The 12,614-nt window shown below is 73.9% G+C and carries 12 protein-coding genes, 1 tRNA gene and 1 pseudogene; 6 read left to right on the top strand and 8 right to left on the bottom strand.

Going from position 1 to position 12,614, the window contains the following annotated elements:
- Positions 1-21 precede the first annotated feature (21 nt).
- The gene (locus ACH427_RS02365; protein ID WP_398867450.1) at positions 22-684 is read left to right on the top strand and encodes an O-methyltransferase; all 663 of its coding nucleotides are present in this window, start codon (positions 22-24) and stop codon (positions 682-684) included.
- A 30-nt stretch (positions 685-714) separates the two neighbouring features.
- Here the strand turns inward: ACH427_RS02365 and ACH427_RS02360 are convergent, their stop codons facing one another.
- Both ACH427_RS02360 and ACH427_RS02355 read right to left on the bottom strand, forming a co-directional pair.
- Positions 715-930, bottom strand: coding sequence for a zinc ribbon domain-containing protein (locus ACH427_RS02360; protein ID WP_398867449.1), 216 nt, complete (start codon positions 928-930; stop codon positions 715-717).
- Between the two features lie 60 nt (positions 931-990).
- Entirely contained in the window at positions 991-2,313 is a 1,323-nt protein-coding gene (locus tag ACH427_RS02355; protein WP_398867505.1) for a hypothetical protein, read from the bottom strand.
- A 515-nt stretch (positions 2,314-2,828) separates the two neighbouring features.
- Between ACH427_RS02355 and ACH427_RS02350 the strand changes: the two genes are divergently transcribed.
- Positions 2,829-2,903: transfer RNA gene (locus ACH427_RS02350), tRNA-Val, on the top strand.
- Between the two features lie 137 nt (positions 2,904-3,040).
- Here ACH427_RS02350 and ACH427_RS02345 read toward each other — a convergent pair.
- Complete coding sequence (locus tag ACH427_RS02345) at positions 3,041-4,114, bottom strand: alpha/beta fold hydrolase (protein ID WP_398867448.1); 1,074 nt, start codon at positions 4,112-4,114, stop codon at positions 3,041-3,043.
- A gap of 2 nt (positions 4,115-4,116) precedes the next feature.
- Between ACH427_RS02345 and ACH427_RS02340 the strand changes: the two are divergent.
- Positions 4,117-4,503: pseudogene (locus ACH427_RS02340) on the top strand (DNA-binding response regulator); the annotation flags it as partial.
- 208 nt (positions 4,504-4,711) lie between these two features.
- On the opposite strand, the gene ACH427_RS02335 reads toward ACH427_RS02340, so the two are convergent.
- Positions 4,712-5,671 carry a LysR family transcriptional regulator gene (locus ACH427_RS02335; protein WP_398867447.1) on the bottom strand — a complete coding sequence of 320 codons (960 nt, stop codon included), beginning with the start codon at positions 5,669-5,671 and terminating at the stop codon, positions 4,712-4,714.
- Positions 5,672-5,872: 201 nt separating this feature from the next.
- Between ACH427_RS02335 and snpA the strand changes: the two genes are divergently transcribed.
- Both snpA and ACH427_RS02325 read left to right on the top strand, forming a co-directional pair.
- Positions 5,873-6,529, top strand: coding sequence for a snapalysin (gene snpA / locus ACH427_RS02330; RefSeq protein WP_398867446.1), 657 nt, complete (start codon positions 5,873-5,875; stop codon positions 6,527-6,529).
- A gap of 122 nt (positions 6,530-6,651) precedes the next feature.
- A complete protein-coding gene (locus ACH427_RS02325) occupies positions 6,652-6,876 on the top strand; it encodes a hypothetical protein (protein WP_398867445.1) in 225 nt (74 codons plus the stop codon).
- Positions 6,877-7,028: 152 nt separating this feature from the next.
- On the opposite strand, the gene ACH427_RS02320 is transcribed toward ACH427_RS02325, so the two are convergent.
- The 4 genes from ACH427_RS02320 to ACH427_RS02305 all read right to left on the bottom strand — a co-directional run bounded on the left by ACH427_RS02320 (position 7,029) and on the right by ACH427_RS02305 (position 11,366).
- A complete protein-coding gene (locus ACH427_RS02320) occupies positions 7,029-7,667 on the bottom strand; it encodes a DedA family protein (RefSeq protein ID WP_398867444.1) in 639 nt (212 codons plus the stop codon).
- A 333-nt stretch (positions 7,668-8,000) separates the two neighbouring features.
- Positions 8,001-8,477 (bottom strand): DoxX family protein, encoded by a 477-nt coding sequence (locus ACH427_RS02315; protein ID WP_398867443.1) that lies wholly within the window; start codon positions 8,475-8,477, stop codon positions 8,001-8,003.
- Between the two features lie 58 nt (positions 8,478-8,535).
- Positions 8,536-10,413 (bottom strand): FAD/NAD(P)-binding protein, encoded by a 1,878-nt coding sequence (locus ACH427_RS02310; protein ID WP_398867442.1) that lies wholly within the window; start codon positions 10,411-10,413, stop codon positions 8,536-8,538.
- Between the two features lie 284 nt (positions 10,414-10,697).
- On the bottom strand, positions 10,698-11,366 hold the full coding sequence (locus ACH427_RS02305; RefSeq protein ID WP_398867441.1) for an HNH endonuclease family protein: 669 nt from the start codon (positions 11,364-11,366) through the stop codon (positions 10,698-10,700).
- Positions 11,367-11,729: 363 nt separating this feature from the next.
- On the opposite strand from ACH427_RS02305, the gene ACH427_RS02300 reads away from it, so the two are divergent.
- Positions 11,730-12,578 (top strand): ABC transporter permease, encoded by an 849-nt coding sequence (locus ACH427_RS02300; protein WP_398867440.1) that lies wholly within the window; start codon positions 11,730-11,732, stop codon positions 12,576-12,578.
- The last annotated feature ends 36 nt before the right edge of the window (positions 12,579-12,614 follow it).

Raw genomic sequence — 12,614 nt, 5'->3', positions numbered from 1 at the left:
TCCCTTTCCGAGGAGCTTCGCGTGACCGCGTTCAAGGGCATCCGGATGACCCCGGAACTCTACGAGTACGTCCTCGCCCACAACCCGCCGCTCGTCCCGGTGCAGCGCTCCCTCGTCGACCTCACCCACAGCGCGCTGCCCGGCGTCGCCGTCAAGCAGATCGCCCGGGAGCAGGGCCCGTTGCTGGCCTTCCTCGTCCGGCTCACCGGCGCCCGGCACATCGTGGAGGTCGGCACCTTCACCGGTCTCTCGTCCCTGTCGATGGCCCAGGCGCTGCCCGCCGACGGCAGGCTGATCACCCTCGACATCTCCGAGGAGTGGACGGCCTACGCGCGCGACGCCTGGGAACAGGCGGGCGTGGCCGACCGCGTCGAGCTGCGGATCGGCGCCGCGCTGGACTCGCTGCGGGCCATGCCGGCCGAGCCGCACATCGACCTGGCCTTCATCGACGCCGACAAGGAGGGCTACATCGGCTACTGGGAGGAGCTCGTGCCCCGGCTGCGCCCGGGCGGGCTGATCGTGGCCGACAACGTCCTCTTCAGCGGCGAGGTCCTCACCCTGGAGACGTCAGGCACGGGCGCGGCGGTGCACGCGTTCAACGAGCACGTGGCCGCCGACAAGCGCATGGACTCCGTGATGCTGGCGGTCGCCGACGGCCTGACCCTCTCCCGCCGGACCGGCTGACGGCGGACCGGTCCGGCCTCGGGCCCGGTCTCAGCCGCAGCAGCCGCCACCGCAGCAGCCACCGCCACCGCCCGTACGGGGAGCGGGGGTTGCCGCGGCGGCGCCGGTGACGGCGACGGTCGACAGCAGCTTCACGGTGTCCGAGTGGCCCTCGGGGCAGGTGGCGGGGGCCGACGACTCGGCCATCGGGCGGTTGAGCTCGAAGGTGTCGCCGCAGGCTTTGCACCGGTATTCGTAACGAGGCATGCGCGTAGGATAACGGGCGGATTTTTCCCGGGCCCGCCCCTTTCGCCGAGCCCCGCGCCCTCAGTGGCCGCGGGCTTCCCTGATGTCCCGCACCACCCGCGCCGCCGCGTCGCGCACGGCCTCGTTCTCCAGCAGGAAGTGCCACCAGTCCGGGTGGCGTCCCTCCAGGCCGGCCACCGCGCGCTCCAGGCGGGCCACCGCCTCGTCCAGCGGCCGCGCGTGCCGCGGGTCCGGCGTGCTGCGGCCCGCCATCGCCAGCCGCTGCGCGTCCCGCACGGCGAAGCGGGTGCGCTCGACCTCCTTCTGGTGGTCGAAGGACACCTCGTCCAGCCGGCGCAGCCGCTCACCGGCGGCGGAGACCGCCTCGTCGGTGGTGTTCAGCAGGGCCCGTACGGTCGACAGCCCGGCCAGGGCGTCCGGCCAGCGCTGTCCGTCGCGCGCCGTCTGCGCCTCCCGCAGCTTCGCCTCCGCCTGCTCGACGGCGCGCTCCGCCTCCGCGGGCACCTGCTGGAGGTCCTGCCAGCACGCCGCGCTGTACCGGCGGCGCAGCTCGCTGAGGACGGGCCCGACACCGCCGGCGCGCGTGGTGATCGCCTGGGCGCGGGTACGCAGCGACACGAGCCGCTTGTCGATGTCCGCCGCCTTCCGCGGCAGGCCCTCGGCCTCGTCGCGGATGGCCTCGGCCTCGCGCAGCACCCGCTCCGCGCGGGCGACGGTCTCCTGCACGCCGTGCTGCCCGGCGCCCTGGTTGAGCTTGGTCAGCTCGGGGGAGAGGGCCGCCAGCCGGGCGGCGAGGTCGTCGGCGCGCAGGCCCGAGGCCCGTACGGCGTCGAGCGCGTCGCTCGCGGCCAGGAGCTTCTGCCGGGCCCGCTCGACCGCGGGCGCGAGCCGCGCCAGCCGCTCCTCGGCCGAACCCAGCAGCGGGCCCAGGCTCTGCCCGAACCGCTCCAGGTCGGCCTTGACCCGCAGCAGCTCGTCCTTGGCGCGGGTCAGATCCGTGCGCGCCCGGGCCGCCGCCCCGGCGTCCAGGTCGTCGCGGTCGAGGTCGTGGGAGTCGACGGCGGTGATGTAGGCGTGCGACACCTCGTCGATGCGCTGCCCGAAGGCCGCGAAGTCGGCGGCCGCCTTGCGGGCGGCGGGGGAGGAGTCGGCCGCGCTGATCGTCTCGATGGAGATCCGCAGGTCGCGCTGGGCGGTGTCCAGCTCGTAGAACGCCGCGGCCGCCGCGTCCTTGGCCGCCTGCGCGTCGGCGCGCTGGCCCTCGCCGCGCCCCCAGCCCCAGCGGCGCGTGCCGCCGCCGGCGAAGGACGCGGGCACCGTCGCGGCGAGCAGGGCCACGGGCAGCAGCGCGAGCCCGGCGGTCTCCCGGGCCGCGGCGGCCACCGCCGCCCACGGACGTCCGGCCCCCGGGGAGCGCGGACGGCGGCGTGCCGGTCGTACGGACTGCGCGATGGTCGCCGTCACTTGCCCTCTCCCGATGGATCGCCCCTGGCCCGGATGCCATTCTCCCACCCGCCGGGGACGGACACACAGGACGGTCAGCCCGCCGCGACGCCCCGCACCCCGCCGCTGTCGCCGCTCGCGGAGACCGTGTGCCGGGCGGCGCCGTCCCGGGGGACGTCCGCCTTCGTGGCCGCCGTTGCCGCTGCGCGCGTCGGCCGTGTACGGGGCGCGCGAGAGCCCGGTCCGGGTGCCGCCGTCGTGCTCGGCCGTCTCCACCAGGTCCGGAACCCGCTTCAGCGCGATCGGGACGCTGCCGCTGCCGGAGCGGACCCTGACCGGGCGGGCGCGACGCCCGGAACGCGGCCCACTACCGGAGGGGGCGGGGATGCCCCCGGCCCCTCCGCCGGGGTTTGCGGGGACCGGCCCGTGGCCATGTAGGCTATCCATTCGTTCCCGGGCGCATAGCTCAGCGGTAGAGCGCTGCTCTTACAAAGCAGATGTCGGCGGTTCAAATCCGTCTGTGCCCACCAGTGCGAAGGCCCCCAGCCGATCTTGGCTGGGGGCCTTTGACATCCACGGGCCCTCGACGGCGCCCTTCCTCGTGCGGCGGCCGCTCACCCGGTCGGCGCCCGGCAGGTCACGCCCTCGGCCGGGAGGTCCCCCGTGGTCAGGCAGGCCGTCGCGTTCTTGTCCGCGCGGGAACCGGGTCGGCGCCGAGGGCGCCGTGGCCCTCCCCGTCGGTGACCGTGAGCATCCGGGAGCCGTGCAGGGCCTGGGCGGCGAAGAGGGGAGTCCGGGAATCCCATGCGTTCTGCACGGTCAGCGCCGCCACCTTGTTGTCGATCGTGGTCTGCGGCTCGCCGCCCTGCTTCCAGAAGGCGCACGGCGTGATGGCCGCCGCGAAGTCGCCGTACAGCGGATACCGGGCCTTGTCGCGGATCGCGTCGCGACGGTACCTCTCGGGGTCGTGCGGCCAGGTCCGGGTGCCGGCGCACATGAACGACCAGGCGATGGCTATGTAGTTGTCGTCGTTCTCCTCCGGCTCCCGGGCCCGGCGGGGAGTGCCGGGATCGCCGCCTTCGGCCGCCTTCTTCAGGGCGGCGATTCGTTCGGCGGCTTTCCGGACGTGGATGGACGTGCGGTTGTCGGCGCGGATGTCGTCACCGGTGAGGGGCTGCCCGTCGGCATGGATGGGCGCGCGATCCGCCCGCGCGATCAGCGCCCGGAAGGTCTCGCGGACCTCGGCCGGGGTACGGCCCAGTCCGTAGACGGCGTGGCGCTGTGCGGTCCAGCGCGTCCAGCGGGTGAAAGCCTGCTCGTCCGCCTTCGCCATGTCCTGGAACATTCCCCGGTAGACGCGCGTGGGGCCGGTCGCGCTGTCCAGCACGAAGCGGTCGGCCCGCTGGGGGAACAACTGCGTGTATACGGCGCCGGGACAGGTGCCGTAGGAGATGCCCAGGAAGGAGATCTTCTGCTCGCCCAGCGCGGCACGGATGACGTCCATGTCGCGCGCGGCGTTGCGGGTGGTGAGGTGCGGCAGCTCGGCACCGGCCTCCGCCTCACATTTCCCGGCGACCGTGCGCGCCCGCTCCACGTCCTTCGCGAAGGTCTCGGCCTTGTACGGGGGTGCGGCCTGCTCCTCGGCGGTCAGGCCACAGCTGACGGGAGAGCTCCGGCCGGCACCCCGAAGGTCGAAACCGATGATGTCGTACCGCCGTCTCACTTCCTCGGAAAGCTTCAAGTTACGTCACCGCCGCGCTCAGCGCGGGAGCCAGCGGGTTCGTGCTCAAGCGGCTCCCGGTCCGGCGGATCGCGGAGGCGGTGCGGGTGGTGGTGGAGGGCGAGGCGCTCCTCTTCCCGGCGGCGCTGCGCCGGATGGTCGCGGCCCGCACGCTGGGCTCCGCCGCGACGCTGCCGAAGGCGGCGCTGACCGGGCGGGAGGAGGAGGTGCTGCGCCTGATGGCCACGGGCCTGTCCAACCCGGAGATCGCGCGGTCCTGCACGGTGAGCCTGGAGACGGTAAAGACGCACGCCGGGAACGTGCGGACCAAGTTCGGCGCGCAGAACCGCACCCACGCGGTGGTGATCGCCTACGAGTCCGGCCCGGTGGTGCCGGGCCGCGCCGGCTAGCGCCCATCCGGACGGGCCTTGCCCGATCGCCGGGCAGAGCTTCTCCGCCACGCGGCGCGCCGCGTGAGGCGTCGGCCGCCTCTCCGGAGGTACCCGCAGCCGCGGGGCGGCCGGCTCAAGAGTCATCGGACACGGCCTGGCGCACGGGCGTCGGACGACCAGGGCAGGCGCGTCCGTCAGGCGCGGCCCGTCGGCCGCCGCGCGGGCATCAGCCGCGGAGGAGCGGGACGCCCCTCATGTCCAGCCACGTGCCGTAGGCCGCGCTCCGGGAGGCCGCCTCCGTGTAGGCCGCCTCCAAGTCGGTGAAGAGCGCGTCCAGTTCGGGCAGGGGGAGGGCGCAGGCGCGGGCGGCCAGGGAGAGTTCGGTGGTCAGGGGGTCGCCGTGCAGGGGGCGGACGACCGTGCCGGGGGCCGGTTCGGCCGTGGGCTGGCAGGGGCGTACGGCCTCGCCGGAGGCGACCAGGTCCGCGGCGGTGGCGTTGTCACGGACGTGGATCAGCCGGGGGTCGAGCCCGATCCCCGCGAAGGCCCGGCACAGCGCGGCCCATTCGTGATCGGCGGTCGGGTCCACGATCCAGGAGTCGTCGGCGAGTTCGGCGAGCTTCACCACCGGCCGGCCCGCGGCGGGGTGCCCGGCGGCGAGGGCGACGAACCTCGGCTCCCGCGCGGTGAGCACGCGCCGCTCGACACCGCCGGGCACGTCCAGCGGGAAGCCCTCGGTCTCGTGCACGAAGGCCACGTCGAGCTGGTGGGTGGCGAGCAGTTGGAGCAGTGTGTTCGCCGATACCTCTATATGGATGGTGATATCCGTATCGGGCAGTCGCTCGTGGAGGCGGCGCAGCCACCCCGTCACCACCCGGCTGCCGACGCTGCCCACCCGCAGCCGCTCACCGCCCGTGCGGACAGCGGCATTTCGGGCGGCCGTCACCAGGGCCGACATCTCGGCGACGATGGGCCGCGCGCGGAGCAGCACGGTGTGGCCGAGCGGCGTGGGGTGGCTGCCGGTCTGGCCGCGGGTGAAGAGGAGACCGCCGACGGCACTCTCGATGCGGCGGAGTTGGGTGGTGAGGGAGGGTTGTGTCATGCCGAGCCGGAGCGCGGCCTTCCGCACACTTCCGGTGTCGGCAATGGCGCAAAGCGCGCGCAGATGCCTGACCTCGAGCTCCACGGGGGGAGCATAACCGCACCTCGGATGTCACACCAGGCACATCGGGGGCAGGGTAGGTGATTGGACGGAGCTATGGCCAATTGGCATCATCCGTATCACTGATATCTCGTCAGAGACTGCCCGGGACCAGCAGTTCACCGACGCGCTCCGGCCGACCCACCACCAGCGGCCGGGGCTCTCGGAACGAATGGAGTCCCCCACATGAATCGCTCCACCATGGTGCTCTCGGCCGCCCTCGGTCTCGGTCTGGCGGCGGCGCTGTCCGTCCCCGCCACCGCGGCGACCGTGGCCGAAGGTTCGCACGCAGTCACCCGGTCGTCGTACGTCGGCTCGGCGGCCGAGCAGGCCGGCAACAAGGCGTTCTTCGAGGCCGTGATGAAGTCCGCGAAGGCCAAGGCCGCCAAGTCGCCCGGCCTGAAGACCGTCACGGTCACCTACGACCCCAGCAACGCGCCCAGCTTCCAGCAGGAGATAGCGAACGCGGCGCAGATCTGGAACAGCTCCGTCCGTAACGTCCAGCTGAGAGCCGGTGGCAACGCCGACTTCTCGTACTACGAGGGCAACGACTCCCGCGGCTCGTACGCCCAGACCGACGGCCACGGGCGCGGCTACATCTTCCTCGACTACCAGCAGAACCAGCAGTACGACTCCACCCGCGTCACCGCCCACGAGACCGGGCACGTGCTCGGCCTGCCCGACCACTACCAGGGCCCGTGCAGCGAGTTGATGTCCGGTGGCGGCCCCGGCCCGTCCTGCACCAACCCCTACCCGAACGCGCAGGAGAAGAGCCGCGTCAACGCGCTGTGGGCCAACGGTCTGACGGCGTTCGACAAGGACGCCTTCGCCAAGGTCCACTGATCCGGCCGAGGTCCCGGCGACCTCCGGCGGATGATCGTCCAGCGGTCCGGTTCCCCCGTGGAGCCGGGCCGCTGTGCCGTTCCCGGGCGCCGCCCGCCCGCGGAGGGCGCATACTGAGGACAATGACGAAGCCAGCAGCGCACCGACGGTTCCTGCCCACCAGCCCCTTCAATGCTCCCGCCGCACCCGTCCCGGTGAAGCACTTCACCGTGGGGGACCGGGTGACCCACGACCGCTACGGCCTCGGCCGGGTCATCGGTGTCGAGGAGGACGTCGCCGTGCTCGTCGACTTCGCCTCCCGGCAGGAGCGCATCCCCGGCCCGTACACCAAGCTGACCAAGCTCTGAGCGCGGCGGAGGCCCCGCGGGAGCGTCCCGCCGCGGGGTGCCCGCTCATGAGGAGAACGCTCGCGGGGGCGGCGTAAGCACGCTCGTACCGATGCGGAAGGCCCGCCTCGGCCGGGCGGCGCGGCCGTGTACGGCCGGTGCCGTAACGGTCCCTACCGCGCCTGTGCCTCACGGTGGCGGGGGTGCTTCACCACGAACGCGGCGCCGAGCCCGGCCGCGAAGAGGGCGAAGAAGGAGACGGCCGTGCCGAGCCAGGTGGCGCCCAGCCACTGCCCGCCGAAATAGCCCAGGCTCACGCTGTACGCCGCCCAGGTCAGCCCCGCCAGCGCCGACCAGGGGAGGAACTCCGCCACCCTGCGGTGCATGACGCCCGCGCCGAGGCTGACGACCGACCGGCCGGCGGGCGCGAACCGGGCGACGACCACGAGCGGGCCGCCGCCGCGCAGCAGCGCCGTGCCGAGCTTGGCCTGGGCGGCGGTGAGGCGGCGGGAGCGGGCGATGGCCCGGTCGAAGCGGTCGCCGCCACGCCAGGCGAGGCGGTAGGCGACCATGTCGCCGAGCACCGAGGCGGTCGCCGCGCACATCACGAGTGCGAACATCTCGGGGAAGCCCGCGTGACCGTGTGCCGCGTCACCGACCGCGCCGGCCGCGGAGCCCGCGGCCGTGGTGGCGGCGGTGATCACCAGCACGCCGCTGGGCAGCACGGGCAGGAAGACGTCGAGGAGTACGGAGATCCCGACGATCACATAGATCCATGGGGTGTCGGCCAAGGCCCCCAACTGCTCCAGCACGTCCTGATCTCCCGGTACGGTCCCCCGCCGCGACGTCGCAGGGGAGCGGCAGGGGCGGCCTTCACAACCGCACAGCGTACGCCTGGGACTCCTGTGACATGAGCGCGGGGCCGGTGATGTTGTTTGAATCACGTGCCGGAGTTGCGCCGGTGTGGGGTGTTGCGCGGACGGCGGCCCGGGGCCGGGCGCCCGCGCCGGACGGGCCCGCCCCTGGCCGAGTTCAGCCGGGAACGAGCCCGTCCGGCGAGCGAGGACACCGCCGCACAGCGGTGGTGCGGAGGATCCGGCCCGCGGATCAACGGCAAGGCCGGCCGGATCCGGGGCGGGGCCGGGTCAGCGCGTGCGGCGGAGGACCCGGTCCAGGGAAAGGGCCCCGGGGCCGGTGAAGACGAGCAGCAGGAAGGCCCACGCGAACATCGCGGACGCCTCGCCGCCGTTCTGGATCGGCCACAGGGCCATGCTCTGGTGCACGTCGAAGTACGCGTACGCCATCGAGCCGGAGGAGATCAGGGCCGCGCTGCGGGTGCCGACGCCCAGCAGCACGAGGACGCCGCCGACGAGCTGGATGACGGCCGCGTACCAGCCGGGCCAGGTGCCCGCCGCGATCGTGCCGCCGACGCCCGCGGCGCCGCCGAGCACGCCGAAGAGGGACGCGGCGCCGTGGCAGGCGAAGAGCAGGCCGACCACGACGCGGAACGCCGAGAGGGCGTACGGCCGGGCGGCGTCGAGCCGTTCGGTGAGCGTCAGGGCCTGGGCCGTGCCGCCGACGGCGGTGCCGGCGGACGTGGGGGAAGCGGTGGTGGGGGGCATCGCGGAAGTGCTCCTCGTGTCGGGGACAGGAACGCCGAGGAGCACAGGTTAGGTACACCTAATCGATACTTGCAAGTTCAAGCTCTTGGGGAGTCGCCCCCGATGACCACCCACGACACGTTCGCAGCACGGCCCGCGCCACCGCGTCGGCGTCCGCGAGCGTCACCGAATTCACCCCCGGACGGGCGCCCGCCGCCGTCACCCAGCGCACCCCTTCCGTCGGCACGCCCACCGCGAACCGGCGCGGATGCGCCCGCCCCCGCGCGTCGATCAGCCGGTAGGGGCTCGGCGTGACGTCCAGGCCGCCGGTGACATGACCGCCCACCCGGTGCGCCCGGCACTGGCCCGTCCGCAGCAGCCCGGCCAGCAGGGCGTCCCCGGTGCGCCGCACATCCGGCGTCGGTAACCGCGCCTCGATGACGGTCGTCACGGACACGGCGGAGCCGGGCACCACCGCCGAGCGCGCGGTGAAGGCGCCCGGCGTGCTCGTCGTCACCCCCAGTCCCGGCCCCAGCACCTCCAGCACGCCCGCCTCGATCAGCGCGGCCGTCTCCTCGATGCGACGGCGGGGCGGGCCGATCGACAGGAAGGCGTTCAGCGGCGTGTACCAGCCGTCGAGGTGCTCCCGGTGCGAGGCGCCGGCCAGTCCGCCGTGGTCGACGATCTGCCGCAGCTCGTTGCGCAGGTCGCGCAGCACGTCCAGCGCCGCCTTGACCGGGCCGCGGACATTGCCCGCGCGGGCCCGTTCCGCGTCCTCGCGCAGATGCGCCAGCAGCCAGGCGCGGAAGTCCCGCCGTCCCCCGAAGCGCCGGTCGCCGTACGGCCGGGCCAGTGCCGCCCAGTCCCAGCGGTCGCCGGGCGCGATGCCGAAGCCGTCGAGCACCTCCCGTACGCCCGCGGAATCCCGGGCGAGCGCCGCCGCGAGGAAGCGCTCGCGGAACCGGCCGACGGGCCGCCCGCCGCCCGCGAGCAGCGTCGCGTAGTGCACCGCCTCGACCTCCGCGGCCACCAGCGGCCACACCTCGGCCAGGAAGTCCGGCGCGTCACCGGCCGCCGCGCGCTCGCGGAACCCGTCGATGACCTGCGGCGTCAGCAGCAGCGGGGTGTGCCGGGCGTACGCGCCCTTCTGGTTGTCGCCGCGCGCCTGGTACGGCACGCCGCGCCGCGATCCCGCGTACAGCCGGGGCTCCCGGCCCGACGGGCGGTAGACGAGCCCGCCGTCGCGCGCGGCGAAGGTGCCGCCGCGGCCGGTCGTGAGCAGCGCGAGGTGGTCGAAGAAGTTCAGCCCCAGGCCGCGCAGGAGCACGGCCTCGCCCGGGCGGACGCCGGCGAGATCGACGTCGGCGGGGTTGGCGGGCGGGACGTGCCGCAGTCCGTGGCGGGCGGCGTGAGCGGCGAGCCGGGCCTCCTCCCCGCTCGCGACCGCGGGCAGGTGCCCCTGGGCGAGGACCACGGCGGCCAGTCCGCGCAGCGTGCGGCCGCTGTCGAGGGTCAGGCGCTGGAACGGCGGCCGCTCGTCCGCCAGGCATACGGCCTTCGCCCGGTGCACCCGGACCGTCACGTTCTCCGGCGCCGTCCGCACCGTCCGCGCGAAGGCCCACGCCAGATAGCGCCCGTAGCACGCGCGCGTCGGATAGTCGTCCGGGCCGAGGCTCCCGCCCGCCCACGCGTGCAGGCTCGGCCCCGGGCGTATCGGGCCGGCGCACTCCACGCTGTCGTCGGTGAACACCGTGACCTGCGCGGCCACGGTGTTCATCAGCAGCTCCGCGGGCTGGTCGACGCGCCAGACGCTCCCCGGCCCCGGCGGCGCGGGGTCGACCATATGGATCGTCAGCCGCGCGTCCGGGGCGAGTTCGGGCGCCGAGGCGCAGATCCGCTCCAGCACGCCGGACCCTCGCGGGCCCGCTCCGACGACGGCTATCGCATGGTGCGCCACAGTGCTCTCCCGGGGGCCGAGGGCGGCAAGGTCGGCCCATCATGGCGGCGGGTCGGAGCACGTCGAACGGATTCCGCGGTTCACCGGAAGCGGGTCCGCGCGTGGTGGTTGACTTACCCCTTCCGAGTGAACCGCGCGTGGCGCCGCGCGGGGTGGGGAAGTCCTCGGTCGGTCCTCAACTTCCCTGCTGTGAAAAGGAGTCCGCATGCGGCGACTCATCGCTGTCGTCCACGGGGTCGCGGCGTGGTTCGGCTTCTCGGGGCGGCGGTGAGGGCCGCGGCCCGTCAGCAGCCGCCCAGCACCTTCTCCATCGCGCTCTTCTCCGCGGAGTCCACGCTCAGCTTGTAGTAGTGCTTCACCGTCACCCACATCTCCACGTATGTGCACCCATAGGACTTCAGCGGCGGCATCCACTGCGCCGGGTCCTTGTCGCCCTTCGCCTGGTTCACCCGGTCGGTGACCGCGATCAGCTGAGGCCGGGTCAGGTCGTTGGCGAACGCCTGTCGCTGGGCCGTCGTCCACTTGGCGGCGCCCGAGCGCCACGCCTGCGCGAGCGGCACGATGTGGTCGATGTCGACGCTCTGCGCGTCGGTCCAGGTCGCCCCGTCGTACGCGGAGTGCCAGGTGCCGGACACCGCCGCGCACTTGGCGTCCTGCTTCACGCTGTCACCGTCGCGCTGGAGGACGACCTCGCGGGTGTTGCACTCCCCGTGCTGCGTGATCCAGTGCGGGAACTTGGCGCGGCTGTAGCCGTCCATCGACCCCTCGGGCTGCACGGTGAGCTCACCCAGATACGCCCGGGCCGTCGCGGCGTCCGCCGGGGCCGGGGGCGCGGCCTGCGCGGCGGGTCCGTCGAGGACGAGCGATCCGACGAGCGCGGCGAGCCCGCCGGCGACGGCCGCGCGACGCGCGTAGACGCGGCGCGGGGAAGTGGGGGTGCGCATTCCGGGCATGAGAACTCCCTTGGTGGGGGGTGATGGCCACTGGGGTGCGGCCATGGTGGCGACGGCCGGTTTCCGGGGGGTGTTGGCCAGGTAACAGCGTGACGACGCGATCATGTCAACGCAAGGGGTTGCGAACGTGAAGTTGATCCTGGCCGAGGGGCATCGCCCGCGCGGGTGAGGGGAGTTCGGCCCGGCGGCGGGCTGCCGCCGCGCGCTCGCGTCGGCCACTTCCCGGCCAGGCCGGCCCCTGAGGACAGCGCCCGCTTCCCGGCCGTCCGGCATGTGGGCACACCGCCGCGCGGCGGCGGTGCGGGAGCGACACCACCCGCGGCACCGGCCGTGGAATCCGCGGCCCACCGCCTAAGGTGAGGCGTGCTCGCCGCCGCAGCCCTCCTGCCCGTCAACACCACTCTCGGCGTGGTCCTCGCCGTCCTGCTCGTCGCCACCACGGGGGTCGCCGCCCTCGCCCGGCTGGCCGACGGACGAGGGCGTGGCTACGCCCGCGCGATCGCCGTCGCCGGGCTGCGCGCCGCCGTCCAACTGGCCGCCGTCTCCGCGCTGATCGGCTGGGTGGTCCACGCCCTGCCGCTGCTGCTGTGCTTCGTCCTGCTGATGTTCGCCGTGGCCGTACGGACGGCCGGGCGCCGCGTCACGGACAACGCCACCTGGTGGTGGGCGGCCGTGCCGATCGGCGCGGGAGTGCTGCCGGTGGTGGTCACACTGCTGCTCACCGGGCTCGTCCCGGTCACGGGCATCGCCCTGATCCCCATCACGGGCATCCTCATCGGCGGCGCGCTGACGGCCACCGTCCTCGCCGGGCGGCGCGGGCTGGACGAGCTGCGCACCCGGCACGGCGAGGTGGAGGCGGGGATGGCGCTCGGCCTGCTCGACCGCGAGGCGCGGCTGGAGGTCGCCCGGCCCGCGGCCTCCGACGCGCTGCTGCCGGGCCTGGACCAGACGCGCACGGTGGGGCTCGTCACACTCCCGGGTGCCTTCGTGGGCATGCTGCTGGGCGGGGCGTCGCCGACGCTCGCGGGGGCGGTGCAGCTGTTCGTCCTGGTCGCGCTCATGGCCGTCCAGACGGTGGCGGTCGCCGTCACGCTGGAGCTGATCGCGCGCGGGGTGCTGCACCGGGAGCCGCCCCCGGGCGGCCCCCGGTGGTACGGCCTGAAACGATTCCGCGGCTCATCGCGTACTCTGAACGGAGCAGAAGGGGAGTAGCTCTTCGCCGGACCGTCGACATACTGCTGGGTCACA

Source organism: Streptomyces sp. NPDC020379 (assembly GCF_044387105.1).
Taxonomy (GTDB): domain Bacteria; phylum Actinomycetota; class Actinomycetes; order Streptomycetales; family Streptomycetaceae; genus Streptomyces.
The sequence above is the reverse complement of the archived record's forward strand: the minus strand, read 5'-3'. Positions and strand labels throughout refer to the sequence as shown.